At 66.1% G+C, this 19783-nt stretch carries 12 protein-coding genes and 3 pseudogenes; 7 read left to right on the plus strand and 8 right to left on the minus strand.

Going from position 1 to position 19783, the window contains the following annotated elements; translation table 11 throughout:
• Positions 1-213 precede the first annotated feature (213 nt).
• Together GEV05_11345 and GEV05_11350 are read right to left on the minus strand one after the other, a co-directional pair.
• Positions 214-1194 (minus strand): zinc-binding dehydrogenase, encoded by a 981-nt coding sequence (locus GEV05_11345; protein ID MPZ43981.1) that lies wholly within the window; start codon positions 1192-1194, stop codon positions 214-216.
• A 49-nt stretch (positions 1195-1243) separates the two neighbouring features.
• A pseudogene (locus tag GEV05_11350) lies at positions 1244-2484 on the minus strand (NADH:flavin oxidoreductase/NADH oxidase).
• A 310-nt stretch (positions 2485-2794) separates the two neighbouring features.
• Between GEV05_11350 and GEV05_11355 the strand changes: the two are divergent.
• The 3 genes from GEV05_11355 (at position 2795) to GEV05_11365 (ending at position 6555) form a co-directional block, all read left to right on the plus strand.
• Positions 2795-3772: a tripartite tricarboxylate transporter substrate binding protein gene (locus tag GEV05_11355; GenBank protein MPZ43982.1), complete on the plus strand. Its 978-nt coding sequence runs from the start codon at positions 2795-2797 to the stop codon at positions 3770-3772.
• A gap of 167 nt (positions 3773-3939) precedes the next feature.
• Positions 3940-4953 carry a zinc-binding dehydrogenase gene (locus GEV05_11360; protein ID MPZ43983.1) on the plus strand — a complete coding sequence of 338 codons (1014 nt, stop codon included), beginning with the start codon at positions 3940-3942 and terminating at the stop codon, positions 4951-4953.
• 39 nt (positions 4954-4992) lie between these two features.
• Positions 4993-6555 (plus strand): ATP-dependent DNA ligase, encoded by a 1563-nt coding sequence (locus GEV05_11365; GenBank protein MPZ43984.1) that lies wholly within the window; start codon positions 4993-4995, stop codon positions 6553-6555.
• Between the two features lie 87 nt (positions 6556-6642).
• On the opposite strand, the gene GEV05_11370 is transcribed toward GEV05_11365, so the two are convergent.
• The 6 genes and pseudogenes from GEV05_11370 to GEV05_11395 form a co-directional block, all read right to left on the minus strand.
• Positions 6643-7125 (minus strand): cupin domain-containing protein, encoded by a 483-nt coding sequence (locus GEV05_11370; GenBank protein MPZ43985.1) that lies wholly within the window; start codon positions 7123-7125, stop codon positions 6643-6645.
• A gap of 146 nt (positions 7126-7271) precedes the next feature.
• Positions 7272-7958: pseudogene (locus GEV05_11375) on the minus strand (transposase).
• A 723-nt stretch (positions 7959-8681) separates the two neighbouring features.
• On the minus strand, positions 8682-9845 hold the full coding sequence (locus GEV05_11380) for a tripartite tricarboxylate transporter substrate binding protein (protein MPZ43986.1): 1164 nt from the start codon (positions 9843-9845) through the stop codon (positions 8682-8684).
• Positions 9707-10978, minus strand: a complete 1272-nt coding sequence (locus GEV05_11385) for an FAD-dependent oxidoreductase (protein ID MPZ43987.1) — start codon at positions 10976-10978, stop codon at positions 9707-9709. The genes GEV05_11380 and GEV05_11385 overlap by 139 nt, the downstream gene beginning before the upstream one ends.
• A 220-nt stretch (positions 10979-11198) precedes the next feature.
• Entirely contained in the window at positions 11199-12254 is a 1056-nt protein-coding gene (locus GEV05_11390; GenBank protein MPZ43988.1) for a hypothetical protein, read from the minus strand.
• Between the two features lie 276 nt (positions 12255-12530).
• Complete coding sequence (locus GEV05_11395) at positions 12531-12821, minus strand: hypothetical protein (protein MPZ43989.1); 291 nt, start codon at positions 12819-12821, stop codon at positions 12531-12533.
• Positions 12822-12956: 135 nt separating this feature from the next.
• Between GEV05_11395 and GEV05_11400 the strand changes: the two genes are divergently transcribed.
• The 4 genes and pseudogenes from GEV05_11400 to GEV05_11415 all read left to right on the plus strand — a co-directional run bounded on the left by GEV05_11400 (position 12957) and on the right by GEV05_11415 (position 19783).
• A complete protein-coding gene (locus tag GEV05_11400) occupies positions 12957-14603 on the plus strand; it encodes a thiamine pyrophosphate-requiring protein (GenBank protein ID MPZ43990.1) in 1647 nt (548 codons plus the stop codon).
• Positions 14604-14845: 242 nt separating this feature from the next.
• Positions 14846-16627, plus strand: a complete 1782-nt coding sequence (locus GEV05_11405) for an ATP-binding cassette domain-containing protein (GenBank protein ID MPZ43991.1) — start codon at positions 14846-14848, stop codon at positions 16625-16627.
• 100 nt (positions 16628-16727) lie between these two features.
• The gene (locus GEV05_11410) at positions 16728-18605 is read left to right on the plus strand and encodes an ATP-binding cassette domain-containing protein (GenBank protein ID MPZ43992.1); all 1878 of its coding nucleotides are present in this window, start codon (positions 16728-16730) and stop codon (positions 18603-18605) included.
• Between the two features lie 420 nt (positions 18606-19025).
• Positions 19026-19783, plus strand: a pseudogene (locus tag GEV05_11415) (IS110 family transposase).

Below are 19783 nucleotides of genomic sequence, written 5' to 3' on the forward strand. Positions count from 1 at the left end.
AGACTGTTACTTGGAAATTGCGATTCGGCGGAAGCGCAAACCGGCTGTTAGGCTTCCTGCATTTCCGTTGTACCGGGAATGGCGACATTGGATGTCATGTATCTGGATTCCCGCTTGCGCGGGAATGACGCCAACCCGTCACCCCCGCGAACGCGGGGGTCCAGACCACTCGATGCTTCCCGGATGGTTGTCATCGACGCGGTGATCGCCCCGTTACGCCTCGGGCGTCAGCACGACCTTGCCTGCTACCTTGCGCTCGGTGAGCGCATTGAGCGCATCGGCGACGCGCTCGAGCGGGTAGGTCGCCGAGATGTACGGCTTGATCTTTCCCTGCGCCATCCATTGCCACAACGTCTGCGCGTTCGTGCGGTGCTTCGCGGGCTCGCGCTTGGCAAATGCGCCGATCCACACACCGACGATCTCGCAGCCCTTGATGAGCGGCAGGTTGAGCGGGATCTTGGGGATGTCGCCGGCGGTGAATCCGATCACCAGGTGACGCCCGCCCCAGGCCATGTCGCGCAACGCAGCCTCCGAGTAGGTGCCGCCGACCGGGTCGACGATCACGTCGACGCCGTTGCCCTTGGTGATCGCCTTTACCCGCGCGCGCATATCCTCGGTGGCGTAATTGATCGTCTCGTCCGCGCCCTTGGTGCGGCAAACCGCGAGCTTCTCCTCGCTCGACGCGCACGCGATCACCTTGGCGCCCACGACCTTTCCGACCTCGACCGACGCCAGGCCCACGCCGCCGGCCGCGCCGAGCACCAGCAGCGTTTCGCCGGCGCGCAGACGACCGCGATCGACCAGCGCGTAATAGGCGGTGCCGTAGGTCGACGACAGGCCGGTTGCGGCCGCGAATTCGATCGAGTCCGGAATCGCAGTCATACGATCGGCTTCGGCCACCACTTCCTCGGCATAGCCGCCGTAGGTGGTCTGGGCGTTGACGCGATCGCCCACCTTCCAGCTTTCGATTCCGGGTCCGACCGAGGAGACGATTCCCGTGACCTCGCCGCCCGGAATGAAGGGCAGCTCCGGCTGGGTCTGGTACTTGTTCTGGATGAGCAGCGTATCGGAGAACTTGACGCTCGCCGCCTTCACCCGCAACACGACCTGGCCGGCACCGGCTTGAAGCGCAGGACGGTCCTCGATCACCAGCGACTCCGGCGGCCCCCAGGCCTTGCATACGACTGCTTTCATGACGTGCTCCTTTATTCGGTGCGTAACGCGGTCGAGTGCGCGGCGGGCATCAGCCGCCATCCCGGTCCATGACGCTCAAGGTCGACCAGGAGTAGGGGACTTGTTCGCGCGGACCGAACGGGATCCGGACCTCGCTCCCGGGCGTGTAGTCCACGCGGTGCCGCTCGCGCAGCCGCAGCCGCTGTGCTTCACGGGCATGAACGAGGTCGTAGGAATCGCCATAGCCGAGCGCGCGCGCGGCCTGCAGCGGCCAGTTCGGGTTGTCCATGAGCTCGCGCGCGAGCGCGATGAGATCGGCATGTCCGTCGCGCAGCATGGATTCGGCGTGCGCCGGTTCGGTGATCAGGCCGACCGCCATGGTCGGGATGCCGATGTCGCGCTTGATCTCGCGAGCATAGCCCGCCTGGAAGCCGGGCACGCGCGGAATCGCCGGCATCGGTCCGTCGCCCGTGATGCCGCCCGACGAGCAGTCGACCACGTCGACGCCGTGCGTCTTCAACTCGCGCGCGAGGGCGAGCGTGTCGTCGATACCCCATTCGCCGCCTGCGCCTTCGACCGCCGAGGTGCGGAAGAACAGCGGCTTGTCCGCGGGCCACACGCTACGCACCGCGTCGACCACTTCGAGCGCGAAACGCATGCGGCCTTCGAGACCGCCGCCATAGCCGTCGGTGCGCTTGTTCGATACCGGCGACAGGAACTGGTGGATGAGATAGCCATGCGCGCCGTGGATCTCGCAGATTTCGTAGCCGGCATCGAGCGCGCGTTGCGCCGCTTCGCCCCAGGCGGCGAGGTTCTCGCGAATGTCGGAGCGATCCATTTCGCGCGGAACGGGGCGGCCCGGGCTTTCGGGGAGAGCGGGCTGGGGGCAAGCCCTTGCCACGGCTTCAGTCCCTGGTGGGCGTCCGTCGCGTTAAGGGGCGCTCGATCCTTCAGCGGGCCATGCGCCGAAGCACGCCGGCCGCAATGGCCAAGCTGGATGGCCGGCACCGAGCCGAGCGACTTGATGAACTCGTTGATGCGCCGGTAGGCGGGGATGTGGCTGTCCTTGTAGAGGCCGGCGCAGTGGTGGGTCTTGCGGCCGCGCGCTTCCACCGCCGTTTCCTCGCCGAAGACGATGCCGGTGCCGCTCATCGCGAAGCGGCCGAAGTTCACCAGCTGCCAGTCGGTCGGGCCGCCGTCTTCCGAGACGTACTGGCACATCGGCGAGCAGACGATGCGATTGCGCGCCACGATCGAGCGCAGCCTGATCGGGGTGAACAGCAGCGGGGCATTGTCGGGTGCGTGATCCATCGGGGGTGAGGTCTTCGAGGCGGGAGGCCGATAGTGTAATCGAACGCTTGCAGCGCGCTGCCTCCAATGCCGGGTTGGAGACGTCATTCCCGTGAAAACGGGAATCCAGAACGATTGAGATTCAAACCTCTGGATTCCCGCCTGCGCGGGAATGACGGCTCACTGACCCTTCATTTCCCGCGCAGGCGGCAATGCTCGAGGAGCGCAGTCCAGGAAGTGGGCTTCGCTCGCCAGACTGGAAGCGGTGGCAATATAGCCTCGCGCACCAGGCACGAAAGGCCGGCGCGGATTCGAGAACCAGGAGGAGGTCATGCGAACACCATTCAAAGGAGTCGTTCCGATCCTGGCTGCAGCGTCGTTGGGGGTCCTGTGCAGCGTCGCCCAGGCGCAACAGAGCTATCCGAACCGGCCGATCCGCTTCATCACGCCCTACGCCCCCGGCGGCAGCACGACGGTGAATGCCCGGCTGGTGGGTCGGCACCTCACCGAACGCTGGGGCCAGAACGTGATCGTCGACAACCGCCCCGGTGGCAACACCGTGATCGGCACCGAGTTGCTGGCGAAGTCGCCGCCCGATGGCTACACCATCCTGCTCACGCCGAGCACCCACTCCATCTTGCCGATGCTGATGAAGACGCCCTACGACCCGGTCAAGGATTTCGCGCCGGTCGCAGGGATCGGCGTCAGCCCCCAGGTGCTGGTGCTCAATCCGGGGGTGCCTGCCAACACGGTCCAGGAGCTCATCGCCCTGGCCAAGGCCAAGCCGGGCCAGCTCAACTTCGCGTCGTCCGGTGCCGGCGGGCCGACGCATATCTCCGGCGAGATGTTCAATGTGCTCGCCGGCGTGAAGACGCAGCACATTCCTTACAAGGGCGGAGGGCCGGCGACCATCGATCTGATCGGCGGCCACGTGCAGATGTTCTACTCGGTGCCGATCAACATCATCGGCCACGTGCAAAGCGGCAAGCTCAAGGCCATCGCGGTGTCGGGCAGGAGCCGCGTGAACGCCTTGCCGCAGACGCCGACATTCGCCGAAGCCGGACTGCCCGGTTTCGACATCGTGACCTGGAACGGAGTGGTCGCACCCGCCGGCACGCCGAAGGCGATCGTCGACAAACTGTCCGCGGAAATCGGCGCGCTGCTCGCCATGCCGAGCACCCGGGAGAAGCTCGCCAGCATGGGGACCACTCCGCTGATCCTCACCCCCGAGGCGTTCGCTGCGATGATCAAGTCGGAGATCGTCATGTACGCGAAGGTCATCAAGGCGGCCAATCTCAGGATCGACTGAGGAACGGACGCACGCGGCCGCGCGCTCCCCCGGCTGGGCCGCACCTTCGCTCGCGGCATGCAGCCGCTCTTGTCGTCATCGGGCTATGTTCGGGGAAATTTTCTCGGGCGCATAATCGCTGGACCGTCGTCGGACGACGGGGAATCGCAACCACAAGGAGATGCGCGATGTGGCGCTATCGGCTCGGCGCGCTCGGCAGCCTCGACGCATTGGAACGGGTCGACGTGCCGGAACCGCGACCGGGAGATCGCGAAGTCGTCGTGCGCGTGCGCGCGTGCTCGCTCAATCACCGCGATCTCAACATCGTTTCCGGCACGTATTCCCGCGTCGGCCTCAAACCGGGCGCCATCCCCCTTTCCGACGGTGCGGGGGAGGCGGTCGCGGTGGGCCGAGGCGTCACCCGCTGGCAGGTCGGCGATCGGGTGGCGCCGATCTTCGTGCAGCGCTGGCTGGGCGGCAATCTGCAGCCCGAGTACATGCCCTCGGCGCTCGGCGGGCCGAGCGACGGTGTGCTGGCCGAGCAGATCGTGTTGAACGAAGAAGGGCTGGTGCGCGTGCCGTCGCACCTGAGCTTCGAGCAGGCGGCGACCTTGCCGTGCGCGGCGGTTACTGCCTGGAACGCTGTGTTTGAGCGCGGCGGCTTGCGTGCAGGCCAGACTCTGGTGACGCTCGGCAGCGGCGGGGTGTCGTTGTTCGCCGCCCAGTTCGGATTGATGGCCGGGGCGCGCGTGATCGCAACCACGGGATCGGCGGCCAAGGTGGCACGCCTGCACGCGCTCGGCGTGAGCGAGGTCATCGACTACCAGGCCACGCCCGACTGGGATGCGCGCGTGTGCGAGCTCACCGGGGGCCGGGGAGCGGACCTCGTAGTCGAGGTCGGCGGTCCGGGTTCGCTCGCCAGGTCGATCGCCGCCATCCGCTATTGCGGTCACATCAGCGCGGTGGGCAATCTGGCCGGCAAGGGGACCATCGATCCCGGGGCGCTGTTCGTCAAGCGCGCTTCGATGTGCGGCATCCAGGTCGGCAGCCGCGACATGTTCGAGGACATGAACCGGGCGATCGAGGTGGCGAAGCTCGAGCCGGTGATCGACCGCGTGTTCGACTTCACCGAGGCCCGCGCCGCCTACGAGTACCTGGAAAGCGCCAAGCACTTCGGCAAGGTCGTGATCCGAGTGGCATAGCGGCTGGCGTCGATCGGACGTTCGGGCGCAAGGGGGCGCATGGCGCTGTTCGCCGAGCTTGTCGCGACATCGCGCGAGGTGGCCGCGACCTCGAGCCGCCTGGCGAAGATCCGCGCGCTGGCCGCCTTTCTGCGCACGCTCGCACCGGACGAGATCCCGATTGCGATCGCTTTCCTCAGCGGCGAGACGCGGCAGGGCAGGCTGGGCATCGCCTACGCCGCGCTGCGCGATCTCGAACCGGGCAGCGCGCCGTCGGAACCGGCTTTGACCCTGCCGGACGTGGATGCCGCCTTTGCCGAGCTCGCATCGGCGAGCGGCAAAGGCTCCGCGACGACGCGCGCGCAATCCTTGAGCGCACTGTTCGCACGCGCGACCGCGCCGGAGCGCGATTTTCTCGCCCGGCTGGTCGTCGGCGAGCTGCGCCAGGGCGCGCTGAAAGGGATCATGGCCGATGCGGTCGCGGCTGCGGCAGACCTGCCCGCGGCCTCGGTGCGCAGAGCCGCGATGTTCGCTGGCGGCATGCAAGAAGTGGCGCACGTCGCGCTGACGGAAGGCGCGGCCGGGTTGGAGCGCTTTTCCATCCGCCTCATGCGGCCGGTCCTGCCGATGCTGTCGCAGCCCGCGCAGGACACCGACGAGGCATTGCAGCGGCTCGGCACGGCGGCCTTCGAGTGGAAGCTCGATGGCGCACGCGTGCAGGCGCACAAGTCCGGATCGGAGGTGCGCATCTATACGCGCAACCTCAACGACGTGACCGATCGCGTGCCCGAGATCGTCGAGGCCGTGCGCGGCCTGCACGCGGCAGCGCTGATCCTCGATGGCGAGGCGATCGCGCTCAAGGCGGACGGAACGCCGCACGCGTTCCAGACCACCATGCGCCGCTTCGGCCGCAGGCTCGAGGTCGAAGCGATGCGGCGCGGGGTGCCGCTTTCCGTGTATTTCTTCGACTGCTTGCTGTGCGATGCCGACGTCCTGATGGACCATGCCGCCGCGGGGCGCTTCGAAGCGTTGCAGCGCGCGCTGCCGGAGGATTTGATCGTGCCGCGCATCGTCACCAGCGATCGCGAGCAAGCCGCGCGCTTCTTCGATGATGCGCTCGCGCACCGGCATGAAGGCGTCATGGCCAAGGCGCTCGACCAGCCGTACGAGGCGGGAAGGCCCGGCGCGGGCTGGCTCAAGATCAAGCGCCCGAACACGCTGGACCTGGTGGTGCTCGCGGCCGAATGGGGCAACGGCCGCCGCCAAGGGTGGCTATCGAACCTGCACCTGGGCGCGCGCGATCCGCAGCACGGCGGCTTCGTCATGCTGGGGAAGACGTTCAAGGGATTGACCGACGAAATGCTCGCGTGGCAGACGCGCGAGTTCCTGAGCCGTGAAGCGAGCCGAGACGCCTACACCGTGTACGTGCGACCCGAGATCGTGGTGGAAGTGGCGTTCAACGAAATCCAGGAAAGCAGCCAGTACCCGGGCGGGCTGGCATTGCGCTTCGCGCGCGTCAAAACCTACCGCCCGGACAAGCGGGCCGACGAGGCGGACACCATCCAGACCGTGCGGCGCATCCATGCCGGTCAGGCAGGAGAAGTGAGCGACCGCGGGACATAGGCTCTCTGCACCAAGCTTGCTGCCTCTATTGAAGGCTGCACGCATGGCGCGATCGGACGGCGATCGAACTGCGCCAGTGCCCTCCGCTCAAGCTGCGCTGTTGCTGACGGGCCGCAGCGCGGGAGGCAGATGGGCGGGCCGCTCCACGTTCACCGTACCGATCTTGCCCGGCACCGAGACTTCCAGCGTCTCCTTGTCCTCGGAGGCATACACCTCGTTGTGCCGCACGCCGCCCGGCACGAAGAGCGAGTCGCCCGCACCGAACGTTCCGACCGTGCCGTCCTCGAACTCGAGCACGATCGTTCCCTTGAGGACGTAGACGAACTGCATCTCGCACGTGTGGTAGTGCCAGCCAGTCGGCTCCAGCATGCCGGCGATGGCCATGGAATGGTAAGCGCGCATGCGCCCGCCGCTTGCGCCTTCCAGGCCGAGATCGCGGTACTTGAAAAAGGGGCGCCGCCCCGGGGAAAACGGCGTCGCAGCGACGAAAGACTTGAGGAGCCGTATCGGCTCCTGTGGTGCCGGGCTGGCGGCTTCTCCGGTCGAGGTTGCCTGAGCGTTCGTATCCATAGCAGTCTCCTCGCTTGTCGAAAAGGGGCCAGGCTCGCATTTTTGCGTAGTGACTGCAACTATAGTGGGCCAATGTCTGGACGGCCATGCACAAGGCCCAAAGGAGAAGTTGGCTTTTGTGCGTCCGCAGCCGTACCGACTTCGGGTTGACGCTTGCGCGGTCGGCCACGCGGCCGGGCTTCACGCCGCCGCCCAGTTGCTCGTTCGATCATGTCATAGAGGCGAGCGTCGCCGAGGGGTTGGCCTTGGTCCAGGGCGATGCGGATGTCAGCAATGACGTTCTGGTCGAGTGCCTGGCGAAACAATTCGCGATAAGCCTCTCGCCGCGCTTCGGCTTTGAGACCCAGCGCCAAGTACTCGGATCGAGGAGAAAGCAAAGGATTCGGTTGACCGAACGCGTGATGTCGATAGCTGCTCCAGCGGTAGTGTGCGGGGTCCTCGACCATCGCTGCGCGCACTGGATTGAGTTCGATGTAGCGCTGGCATGCGATGAAGTACGTTTCGGTTTGGACGATCGAGGACTTGTAACGGCTATCCCAGAGGGTGCCGGTGCGCCGATAGGAACGATTGATGTACTGGACGTAGCGCCTGCCAAGAGAGATGACGAGCTCGGGTATGGCGTGGGCATCACTGGGGGTGAGCAGCAGGTGCACGTGGTTGGTCATAAGGACGTAGGCGTGAAGCGTGGTCGCGGTAGCGATCAGAGCCTCGTTTAGCCAGTGAAGATAGCAGTGGTAATCTCTTTCGAAGAAGAAACACGGTTCGCGGTTGTGGCCGCGCTGGACTATGTGCAGCGGGACGCCAGGAAGATGAACGCGAGGTTGGCGAGGCATGATCGTGGAATCGAAGCTGAGTTCGATCGCCGGCATCATGACAAGGGATGGAGACAAATGAGAATAGCGCGATGGTTCTAGGCGTTGGTTGGTGCTGGCGGTGGTTACCCGGTCGTTGGTGGGCTTAAACGAAGGGTAACTTGGGAAGCTCGCACGAAAAATCCGAAAAAATTCGAGCCTGGCCCCTTTTCAGTGCCTCCGCCGAGGAGAAGCGAAGAATCAGGTACTCAGAATTCGCGCATGCTTATGTGATTGAGCGCCGCGAAAGCGATCACTTGAGGACATTCCCGGGAACTAAGGTCTGGTTACTCTATCCAGATGGGAAAGTACAAACAGATACCATCAGGTACGCTCCTTCGCTACGGCTCACGTTCGGATGGGTGCTTACCCGCGCAGGTTGGCTGTATGCATCGCGTACTGGGCGGACCTTAACCGATATAGGGACCGCAGGTATTTATCTGGTGAAGGAAGGCTCCACACAACGACTGATCGCCGGATTTGCCCAGCCGCCGGCTGCCTCTCCGGACGGTTGCAAAGCCGCCTCCATAGTGCAGGACCCACGCGCTGACATTCGCTTGCCGACCTTACGAATCATCCAGTTTTGCTAGAGAAAGGAACTGGATCGCCCCGGTTCCTCGGAGAACTCCGGGTTCGAGTCAGGCTGCCATCGGCAGCAGACTCGTGGACTGAAAGCTTCGAGCTCGGCCGGATCGTCCGGCGCGCTCAGCTCGATCCGGTCGACAGCCCCGCCTGCCGAATGATGCGGCTCCATTTCTCGACTTCCGAGCGAACGAGCTGCGCGAATTGGGCGGGAGTGCCGCCGGCCGGCAATGTGCCTGCGGCCGTCATCCGCTCGCGCACTTCGGGCATGCCGAGCACGCGGTTGATGTCCCGATTGAGCCGCTCGACCAGCGCGGGCGGCGTGCCCGCAGCGGCGCAGACGCCATACCATCCGTTCACTTCGTACGAGGCGAGCTTGGCTGCTTCCTGCAGGGTCGGGATCTCGGGCGCGCCGGCGGCGCGCTCGGTCGAGGTCACTGCGAGCGCGCGCACCTTGCCTGCTGCGAGCAGCGGCTGTGCCGACATGCGGCTCGTGAACAGCATGGCGATATGGCCGCCGGCGACGTCCGAAAGCGCGGGTGCGGCACCCTTGTACGGCACGTGCGTAATGCGAATCCGTGTCTGCGCGGCGAGCAGCTCGCCGGCGAGATGAAGCACGCTGCCCACGCCGGAGGAACCGTAGGTCACGGCGCCCGGCCTGGATTTCGCGAGCGCGATCAGCTCGGGCACGGAGCGGACCGGCAGGCTTGGGTTGATCACGAGCAGATACGGCTGCGATACCACCTGACCGATGTGGGCAAAATCCTTCACCAGGTCGATTGGCGCCTTGTTGCCGAGCAGCGCGGCGTTGGTGGCATGGCTTACGATCATCATGCCGAGCGTATGGCCGTCCGCCGCCGAGCGAGCGATCGCGCTCAAGCCGATCGCGCCGCTCGCGCCCGGGCGGTTTTCGACCACAACCGTCTGTCCCCAGGCTGCCGTGAGCTTCTGCGCGATCAGGCGCGCGACGATGTCGGTGCTGGCGCCCGGTGAGAACGGAACGATCAGCGTCACCACCCGGTTGGGATAGGCGCTGGCTTCCGTCTGGGCGAGTGCAGGTTGCGCTGCGGCCAGTACCAACGCGGGAACGGTCCACCTCCGAACTCCGCGCTGTCGCTTGCGCGGAACACGACTCGACGCCAGCGTGATCATGCCTGTACTCCTGTCGATGCGCGCCTCGTCCGGTTCGCGTCCACGAGCGCCATCAGCTCCGGAATGTCGCGCAGCCGCCGGCCGGTCTCGTGCATCATGAAGACCGGATCGTGGTGGCGTTCCAGCTCGGTCCATGTCTGCGGCGGCTTGGTGGCTTGTGCGCCGAGATGCGCGCCGACCCGCCGCGCGCGTGCGATCACGCGCGCACCGAAGGCTTGCTGGCGTTCGTTGTAGCGCGCGAGGGCGGTATCGATGTCGGTCGATTCGACCAGCGCATCGGCAAGGCACTCCGCATCCAGCGCCGCCTTCGTGACGCCCATGCCGACGTGCGGCCGGGCGACGAACGCGGCGTCGCCCAGGATCGCGGCGCGCCCGCCCACGATGCGCGGCGATTCGAGATCGATGATCGCCTGGAAGAACGGCTGCGTGGTGAGCTCGATCACCTGGACACACTGCGGCGCAAGGGCCTTGCAGGCAGCCGCGACCATGGCGGCGATCGCCTGCGGCCGGATCAGCGCCGGCGCGATGGCCGTGCCGTGGCAGAAGCCGGTCGCGTCGGTGCAGAGATTCGCCAGTTCCTGGGCGTCTACCGGGTGATACCAGACCCAGTTGTACGAGCGATGCCCGGGGCGCACATCGTTGTTCGGGCCCGGCACGGGATAGGCCGTCATCGCGTCGCCGTCGGGATAGCAGACGACGTTGTGCATGAAGATTTCTTCGTGCAGCTCCGCGGGCAGGGCTGCCTCGGGAACCAGCCCTCGCCAGGCGACGTAACCCGCGTATTGCGGCTCCACGTCGGGCAGGATCTGCGCGCGCACGGTGGAGCGGATGCCGTCGGCGCCGACGATCAGATCGCCGCGTGCGACCGTGCCGTCGGTGAAATGCGCTGTTATGCCCGACGCATCGTCGGTGAAGGACGCGAGCGACTTGTCGAAGTGATAGTCTTCGGCGGGAAACGCGTCCTTGAGCGCGCGGTAGAGCCGGCCCCAGGAGCTGAGGATGCGCGGTCGCGGGATGCGGTGCAGGCGCTTGCCGCTGCGGTCCACGCAGGTGCGCGATTCGGGATGCACGCCGATGGAGGCGTCGACCTCGACGCCGACGCGATGCATGATCTCGAGCAGCTCCTCGTGCGTGCCGATACCGGCGCCGCGGCTGGCGAGATCGTCGCTCACGCGCTCGAACACCTGCACCTGCCAGCCGATCGAGCGCAGGAGATTCGCCGCGAGCAATCCGCCCAGCGAGCCTCCGATGACCAAAGCTTGCGGCATTGATTCACTCCTCCTGGCCTTCACCGCCGCCCGAAGGCGGTCAAGGCATCGTCATTGCCGTGAAACGAAAGTCCACGGTTGGTCGCATCATCCTGGACTCCCGCTTGCGCGGGAGTGACGGCACGGCGGTCTGTTACAGGGTCATTCCCGTGAAAACGGGAATCCAGCATCGGATGCGAAAATCCTGGACTCCGCCTGCGCGGCAGCGAGGCGCTGCGATCTACTCGGACAATACCACTTCGCGCGTGACCGAGCGCGTGTGCGCCGACACCGGCACGAAGACCGAATGCGAGCCCGGGCCGCCGGCGACCACGATGCTGATGTCTTCGGGCTGCTGCGAGATGGGAAGCATCGTATCCGCTCCGACCTCGCCCAGCTCGTCGCGGCGTCCGGTCGAGGTGCGCTGGAATTCGCTGCCGCGCGACCGTCCCGCCCGCAGCCTCGACTGCTCCCACAGGCGGCGCTTGACCTCCGCCTTGCTCCAGCCGGCCGCATGGAACAGGTTCGCGTGCTGCGGCGACAGCACGACGAATGGCGCGCCGCCGTACACGTAGTCGCTGCTCGCCGGGTATTGCATCGTGTCCGCGATCATGGCGAGCACGTCCTCGGCTGCGGCGGCGGTCATATTCATGCTCCAGGTGCCGAGCGCGCCGACCACGGTCACGGTGCTCGCGTCGGGACCGAAGCCGCGCTCCACGTGCAGCGGCTCCCAGGGGCTCGCGTCCTCGTTCTCCGCGCAGCAGAAAGTGTACTTGCCGGGCTGACCCTGCGTCGCGCGATCCATGTCGCCCGGCAACGCGCGTCCGATGTTCTGCAGGACGAGCCGCAGCCCCCGTCCCAACGTCGCGTTCGCCCACGTGCCCTGGCCGAGGCAGTTGCTGCCCGAATTGACCTCGAGCCATCTCGCGATCGGCCCGTTCACGATGAGCCAGACGGCCGCCGGGTTGGTCGTGGCCTGAATGGCTTGGGCGTGGAACTGGGGTGTGGCGACCGCCTCGGCGGCCGCGATCAGTACCGGCAGATATTCCGGATGGCAGCCTGCCATGACGGCGTTGACCGCGATGTACTCGACCGTGGCCGCGCCGAATCCCGGCGGAATCGCCGCAACGACCTCGTCGGGCGCGCGGCGCGTGTGCCGCAGCATGCGCGCGAGCGCCTCCTGCGTCGGCGGCACGATCGGCAGACCGTCGCCCCAGCGCCGCGCCATGAAGAGTTTGTTGAGCTCGTCGAAACGCGTGGGCGCTTCGACGAGCCCCGCGCGCGGGGCCGCGGGCACGTTCCAGCGCGCACTGGCGGCGGACCCCTGCGCTTCGGACTCACACAGCAGCCGGGCGATCTCGTCGACGCAGCCTGCGGCGATTTCGCGCAGCTCGTCGCGGCTGCGGGTGCCGAACGGGTGCGGAACGACCGCGATGGGCAGGTCCGGAGCGCCGAGCGCCTTCTGCTGCGCCTTTCCCAGGCCGGTGAAACTATTCGAGCAAACGGTCAGCGCGACCTTGCCGCGCTTCGCCGCCTCTACGCTGTCGTGGATACTCCACGACGTGCAGGAGCCTCAATCGCCCGATCCGGTGATGATCGCATCGCACTGCTCGACCAGCTCCTGCAGCATCGTCTCGGAGGCCGCTTGCGACGCGCTGCGCTTGCGGCGGTGAACGACGCGCGCCACGCCGTAGCGGGCGGGCAGCAGCGTCGCCAGCTCGTCGACCAGCAGGTTGAAATTGGGCTTGGAGTTGTCGATGAAGCCGATCACCTTGCCGGCGAGCGCATCGAGCGAGCGGCGGCTCGACTGCGGCGCGGTGAGGCAGGGGGCGACAGGGTCGTACACGAGCTGCGTTGCAGGCATCCATCTCTCCATCGTGCAGCGCGGGACATCTGCGAATATTATGAACTCATTTGCCGCACTGGCGCAGGAATCATGTGGTGGCCGAGCGGTGCGCTTTGCGCACGGAGCGGGACCACGTTCACCCGGAGAACCAAGATGCGAACGATCGACGCGATTGCCGAGATTCTCAAGCGTGAAGGCATCCATATCCTGCCGTCATTTCCGACTACGCCCGTCATCGAGGCGGCGGCCGCGGCCGGGATCAAGCCGGTGATCTGCCGCCAGGAGCGTGTTGGCGTCGGTATCGCAGACGGCTGGAGCCGGGTGAAGAACGGCGCCCCGGCGGGCGCGTTCGCCATGCAGTACGGCCCGGGAGCGGAGAACGCGTTCGCCGGCGTTTCCACGGCATTTTCCGACGCGGTGCCGATGCTGCTGCTGCCGCTCGGTCATCCGCTCGAGCGCGATCGTGTCTTTCCCAACTTCTCCTCGATCCGGACTTACGAATCGGTCACCAAGTTCGCCGAGCAGATCAACCGGCCCGAGCGCGCGGGCGATACGCTGCGGCGCGCCTTCACGCAGATGCGCTCGGGGCGGCCCGGGCCCGCGCTGGTGGAGGTTCCGATCGACGTGGGCAATGCGCAGATCGATCCCGCGGTGGCCGAAAGCTATCGCCCGGTCCGGATTGCGAAAGCGCAGGCGAATCCGGACGACGTCCTGAGCGCGGCCAAGGCGCTCCTGAACGCCAAGCGCCCGGTCATTCAGGCCGGCCAGGGCGTGCTCTACGCCGACGCCACGCAGGAGCTCGTCGAGCTCGCGGAACTGGTGCAGGCGCCGGTCTATTCCACGCTTGCGGGCAAGAGCGCGTTTCCGGAGCGTCATGCGCTGGCGCTGGGCAGCGCCGAGGCGGCGATGAACGATGCGGCTTTCCACTTCCTCAAGAATGCGGACCTCGTGTTCGCGGTCGGCTCGTCGCTTTCCAAGCACAACATGTGCGCCAACATTCCCGGGCGCAAGATCATCATCCACAACACGGCCGATGCGATCGACCACAACAAGTCCTACTACGCCGATCATCCCTTGCTGGGCGACGCGAAGCTGGTGCTGCGCCAGTTCATCGATGCCTGCAAGGAGCTCACGAAGGGCAAGCCGCGCGATGGGGCGACGGTGCGCGCCGAGATCGAGAAGCTGCGTGCCGGCTGGCTCGAGCACTGGTCGCCGAAGCTCCAGTCGAACGACACGCCCATCAATCCCTACCGCGTGATCACCGACTTCATGGCGGTGGTCGACCCGGATACGGCCATCGTCACGCACGATTCGGGCAGCCCGCGCTACCAGATGTGTCCGACCTATCGCGCCGGCGGGCCGCGCACGTATATCGGCTGGGGAAAGTCGCATCAACTGGGCACGGGGCTCGGCCTCATCATGGGCGCGAAGCTCGCCGCGCCGGAGAAGTTCTGCGTCAACTTCATGGGCGACGCGGCCTTCGGCATGACCGGCCTGGACTTCGAGACCGCGGTGCGCGCCGATATTCCGATCCTGACCGTCGTGCTCAACAACAACAGCATGGCGGTGGAGACGCGACACATGAAGACTTCGCACGACCTCTTCCGCACGCGCGATCTGGGCGGCGGCTATGCGGATATCGCGAAGTCGCTCGGCGGCTGGTCGGAGCGGGTGACCGAGCCGGGCGCGATCACGGAAGCCTTCAACCGGGCACGCAAGGTGACGGACAGCGGAAGGGCCGCGCTGCTGGAGTTCGTCACGGCCGAGGAGCACACGGTCTCGCATCTGCACGAACTGTGAGTGAGTGTGAGAGAGTCGTCTCTCCCGCGCAGGCGGGAGTCCAGGGATGATCGGCGAGATCGTTACGACTGGATTCCCGCTTTCGCGGGAATGACGGTTGGTGCGTGCATTTTCGAGTGGCTTCGCGCTTGAGTAATTCCACCGCAGACCAAGGCAACACAGCGGGCGACGCTGCGGCCGCGAAGCCTGCCTCCGCGCCCGCGCGCGAGGTCTCGGTCAACGTGATCCTGCGCATCCTGCGCATGGCGGCCCGCCATCGCTCCAGCATGACGGCGGGCGTCGTCTGCGCCATCGTCGCGGCCAACTTCCAATTGCTGATTCCCCGCTACCTGGGCGACGCGGTCGACCACGCACAGGGTCTGCTCGCTCACGGGGCCACGGGTCGCGACGCCGCCGTGGCGGCGCTCTGGACCACCGCGCTGCTGGTGCTCGGCGCAGGAATCCTGCGCGGGGTGTTCACGATGTTCCAGAATTACCTGGGCGAGTCGCTCGGGCATCGCATCGGCTACGAGCTGCGGCTGGCGTACTTCGATAAGCTGCAGCGGCTCTCCTTCAGCTACCACGATCACGTCCACTCGGGCGACCTCATCACGCGCGGCATGCTGGACGTCGAGGGGGTGCGCCGCTTTCTCGAGAACGCCGTGTTCCGCACCGTCACGCTGGTGGTCCTGGTCGGATACGGTGGCTACCACGTCGTGCACCTCGATGCGCTGCTCGGCGTCCTGGCATTGAGCTTCGTTCCGGTCGTGGCCTGGCGCGCCGCCGTTTCGCGCTTGTGGCTGCGGCGCACGTGGCGCGAGCTGCAGGAGCGGCTGTCGGCGCTCACCCGCATCATGGAAGAGAATCTCGGCGGTATCCGGGTAGTGCGCGCGTTCGTCGCCCAGGCCTTCGAGCTCGCCAAGTTCGACCAGGCTTCGGCGGACGCGCTGGCCATGTCGATGAAGCGCATCGACGTGCGCTACCGCAACGGCGCCGCCATGAGCCTCGCCTACTATGCAGCCATGGGACTGGTGCTCTGGATCGGGGGGCTGAGGGTGATCGAGGGCGTGCTGTCGGTCGGCACGCTGGCCGAGTTCCTGACCTTCATGGCGATCCTGCAGCAGCCCGTGCGCCAGATCGGCATGATCGTCAATTCTGCGGCGCGCGGCTCCATATCCGGCGCGCGCGTATTCGAAGTGCTCGACCTGAGGCCGGCGATCCGGGACAAGCCCGGCGCACGCGACCTTGTCGTGACCGAGGGCGTGCTGCGCTTCGAGCAGGTCGATTTCAGCTATGAGGCGAGCGGCGAACCGCTGGCGCTCACCGATGTCTCGTTCGAAGTCGGTCCGGGCAAGACCCTCGGTATCGTCGGCCCGCCCGGCAGCGGCAAGTCGACCATCGCGCATCTCGTCCCGCGCTTCTACGACGTGAGTGCGGGACGCATCACGATCGACGGCCAGGATATCCGCGAGGTGACGCTGGAGTCGCTGCGCGCCTGCGTGGGCGTCATGCAGCAGGACACTTTTCTGTTCTCGGCCTCGATCGAAGGCAACATTGCTTACGGCGATCCCGAAGCGGGCGAGGAGCGCGTCACCGACGCGGCGGACTCCGCGCAGCTGCATCGCTTCGTCGAGCGTCTGCCGGGACGCTACGAAACGCTCGTGGGCGAGCGCGGGTTGACGCTCTCCGGCGGGCAACGCCAGCGGCTGTCGATCGCGCGCAGCGTCCTGCCGGAGCCGACGGTGGTCGTGTTCGACGATTCGACCGCATCGGTGGATGCGGGCACCGAGCAGAAGATTCGGGCGGCACTGCGCGAGCTTGGCAAGGAACGCTCGACGATCGTCATCTCGCACCGGCTCGGATCGCTCTTGCACGCGGACGAGATCGTATTCCTGGAATCCGGCCGCATCGTCGAGCGCGGCACGCACGCCGAGCTTCTTGCTCTCGGCGGTCGCTACCGCGACCTGTACGAGCTGCAGCTTCGCGGTGCAGATACGGGGCTCACGGACGCCGCGCCGCAAACCACCGGCGTATTCTCGAAATGAGGGATTCATTGGAACCGCGTCATTTTCGTGTAGGCGGGAATCCGGGCACGGTATCTCCGGAGCTCCGCATGCGCGGCGGCGATCGATAAGGAATGTCGCGATGGCCACGACGCAAAGTAGAACAGTCACCCCGGCGGAACCTGCGCACGGACTGAACGAGGACATCGACGAAAAGATCTTCGGTAAAGTCTTCGATCGCGGGATCGTTCGCCGCTTCTTCGGCTACATCGTGCCGTATCGCCGTTCATTATGGCTGGCGATCGGCTGCGTGGTGCTCTTCACCGCCAGCCAGCTTGCGATCCCGCTCCTGATCGGAACCGCCATCGACCGGGCGCTCGTGCCAGGCGCGCTGGAGCGCAATCTCCTGCTGACGGCGGCATTGGCTTTTGCGCTGGCGATTGCCGTCAACGCGGCCGCGAGCCTGGGGCAGGAGGTGATCGTCGGCAAGACGGGCGAGCGCATTCTGTTCGATCTGCGACGCGCCATGTATGCGCACCTGCAGCGGCTGTCCATGTCCTTCATGGACAAGACCGAGGTCGGGCGGCTCATGTCGCGCCTGCAAGGCGATGTCGGGGCATTGCAGGAGTTCCTCGACACGCTGGTGACCGCGTTCGGCGATCTGCTCTTGCTCGTCGGCATCGTGGCGGTGCTGCTTTCCCTCGATGTCGAGCTGGCGGTGCTCACACTGTCGGTGGTGGCGGTGCTGTTGATCGTGCGCATGATCTGGCTGCCGCCCGCGCGCCGCGCGTTCGTCCGCGCGCGCCAGGCGAGCTCCATCGTGAACGGGGCGCTCGCCGAGAACATCAACGGCGTGCGCACCGTGCAGGAAATGACGCGCGAGAAGGTGAATTTCGTGCGCTTCGAGCGCAAAGCGCGCGACTACCTGAGCGCCACGCTGCGGGCGGCGAAATTCTCTCAGGTGATGATCCCGATCGTGGATACGCTCACGGGCATGGCGATGGCGATCGTCGTGTTCGCCGGCGGCACCCGGGTGCTCGACGGCACGCTGGAGCTCGGCGTCATGGTGGCGTTCGTGTTTTACGTGCAGCGGTTCTTCGATCCGATCCGCTCGCTGACCGCGCAGTACAGCGTGATGCAGCGCGCGATGGCTTCCGGGCAGCGCATCTTCGAGGTGCTCGATGTGCCGGTCGACGTCGTCGACAAACCCGGTGCGCGCGAGCTGGACGAGATCGAGCCTTCGATCGAATTCCGCAACGTGACGTTCGGTTACGTCCCCGAGCGGCCAGTGCTGCACGAAGTGAGCTTCGAGGTCGCCCCCGGCGAGACGATCGCCCTGGTCGGTCCGACCGGATCGGGCAAGACCAGCACCGCGGCGCTCATCCATCGCTTCTACGATGTCCGGGACGGGCAGGTGCTGATCGGCGGCCACGACGTGCGCGATGTCACCCAGCACTCGCTCGGCCGGCACGTGGGCATGGTGCTGCAGGAGCCGTTCCTCTTCACCGACACGATCTTCGAGAACATCCGCTATTGCAGCGTCGGCGCGACCCGCGAGCAGGTGATCGCTGCGGCCAACGCGGTCGGCGCGCACGATTTCATCATGCGCCTGCCGCAGGGCTACGACACGCGCCTCGAGCAGCGCGGCTCCAATCTATCGCTCGGCCAGCGCCAACTCGTGAGCTTCGCGCGTGCGCTCGTCGCCGATACCGACATCCTCATCCTCGACGAGGCGACGGCCAGCATCGACAGCTACACGGAGCGCGCGATCCAGATCGCGATGAAGCGGCTGCTCGCCGGGCGCACCGCGGTTGTGATCGCGCATCGGCTCGCCACGATACGAAATGCCGACCGCATTATCGTGCTGCAGGACGGCCGTATCGTCGAAACGGGCACGCACCAGCAGTTGCTGGACCGGCATGGGCTCTATCACCGGTTGCATGCCATGAACTACGCGTCGTTCGACGACGTTCGTGAAGAGGCGCTGGGCGGCGGGGACGTGTCCGCGACGACGACATGAACCACACCCCTTGCAGGGCGCGCATCGGCATGCAGGCCGATGCCGCTCGCCCGGCGCGGACCATGGTCCGCGAATTCCCGGCCTTACCCCCGGCGCTTCGCTTTCCCCTCCTCATGAGCAGTATTAGCCCCGCAGGCGGGCAGGCGCGGTTAAGAAACCTGGTTGGGTTTCTTGAGAGCTTCTCAACCCCGTTCCGGGCCAGGCGTTGGCAGAAAAACCGACCTGCGCTACAAGGTGAACGGCGGCGCCGAGATGACCGACCCATCAATGGTGCGAGCTGTTGCGAGCCCGCTTAAGAGCATGGTCCGGGATTCGTCGGCGACAGTGGTGAGCGCAGCAATGCGCATCCCGTTCATGAGATCGAGTCGAATTCGACGTCTCCCATGGCGCTGCCGTTCACTAACGATCTTGGAGCAGACAATGGCGATGCGCAAGCGAGATGAAGAGGTGGTGTTTTCCAACGCGGCGGGAATTGACGTTGGGGCCTCGAGCCACTGGGTGGCGGTGCCCCGGCATGGGGCTGATGAGCCGGTACGCGAGTTCGGTGCGATGACCGACGATCTGAATGCCATGGCCGATTGGCTCATCGCGTGCGGGGTCGATACCGTGGCGCTGGGAGTCCACCGGGGTGTACTGGATCGCGCTCTACGAAGTGCTGGAGCGGCGCGGACTGAAGGTGTGGCTGGTCGATGCGCGGCAGATGAAGTACGTGCCGGGGCGCAAGAGCGACGTGCAAGACTGTCAGTGGCTGCAAAAGCTGATGAGTTTGGGTTTTCCTGCGTGCCGCCTGGCGGCCCGGGGACGAAGTGTGCGTCGTGCGCGCTGTGGTGCGCCAGCGCGAGGTGCTGCTCGAGGAGCAGGCCAGCTGGGTACAGCGCATGCAAAAGGCGCTCGTGCAGATGAACATTCAGCTCACCGAGGTGCTCACCGACGTGATGGGCATGACCGGACAGGCCATCATCCGCGACATCGTCGCCGGTCAGCGCGATCCGCGCGTATTGGCCCAACACCGCCACGGCCGCGTCAAGGCCAGCGCCGCCGACATCCCACGTGCCCTGACAGGCAACTGGCGCGAGGAGCACCTGTTCGTGCTGACGCAGGCGCTGGCAATGTACGACAGCGTGGCGCAACGTGTGGTCGAGTGCGACAGCAAGATCGAGGCGCTTCTCGCCCCGTTG

The sequence above is a fragment of the Betaproteobacteria bacterium genome (genome assembly GCA_009377585.1).
Lineage (GTDB): Bacteria > Pseudomonadota > Gammaproteobacteria > Burkholderiales > WYBJ01 > WYBJ01.

What these genes read in the sequence shown, in the direction of transcription:
- GEV05_11345 (MPZ43981.1), bottom strand. Translation starts at nt 1,194, where the DNA reads ATGAAAGCAGTCGTATGCAAGGCCTGGGGGCCGCCGGAGTCGCTGGTG.
- GEV05_11355 (MPZ43982.1), top strand. Translation starts at nt 2,795, where the DNA reads ATGCGAACACCATTCAAAGGAGTCGTTCCGATCCTGGCTGCAGCGTCG.
- GEV05_11360 (MPZ43983.1), top strand. Translation starts at nt 3,940, where the DNA reads ATGTGGCGCTATCGGCTCGGCGCGCTCGGCAGCCTCGACGCATTGGAA.
- GEV05_11365 (MPZ43984.1), top strand. Translation starts at nt 4,993, where the DNA reads ATGGCGCTGTTCGCCGAGCTTGTCGCGACATCGCGCGAGGTGGCCGCG.
- GEV05_11370 (MPZ43985.1), bottom strand. Translation starts at nt 7,125, where the DNA reads ATGGATACGAACGCTCAGGCAACCTCGACCGGAGAAGCCGCCAGCCCG.
- GEV05_11380 (MPZ43986.1), bottom strand. Translation starts at nt 9,845, where the DNA reads ATGGACCGAGCTGGAACGCCACCACGATCCGGTCTTCATGATGCACGA.
- GEV05_11385 (MPZ43987.1), bottom strand. Translation starts at nt 10,978, where the DNA reads ATGCCGCAAGCTTTGGTCATCGGAGGCTCGCTGGGCGGATTGCTCGCG.
- GEV05_11395 (MPZ43989.1), bottom strand. Translation starts at nt 12,821, where the DNA reads ATGCCTGCAACGCAGCTCGTGTACGACCCTGTCGCCCCCTGCCTCACC.
- GEV05_11400 (MPZ43990.1), top strand. Translation starts at nt 12,957, where the DNA reads ATGCGAACGATCGACGCGATTGCCGAGATTCTCAAGCGTGAAGGCATC.
- GEV05_11405 (MPZ43991.1), top strand. Translation starts at nt 14,846, where the DNA reads ATGGCGGCCCGCCATCGCTCCAGCATGACGGCGGGCGTCGTCTGCGCC.
- GEV05_11410 (MPZ43992.1), top strand. Translation starts at nt 16,728, where the DNA reads ATGGCCACGACGCAAAGTAGAACAGTCACCCCGGCGGAACCTGCGCAC.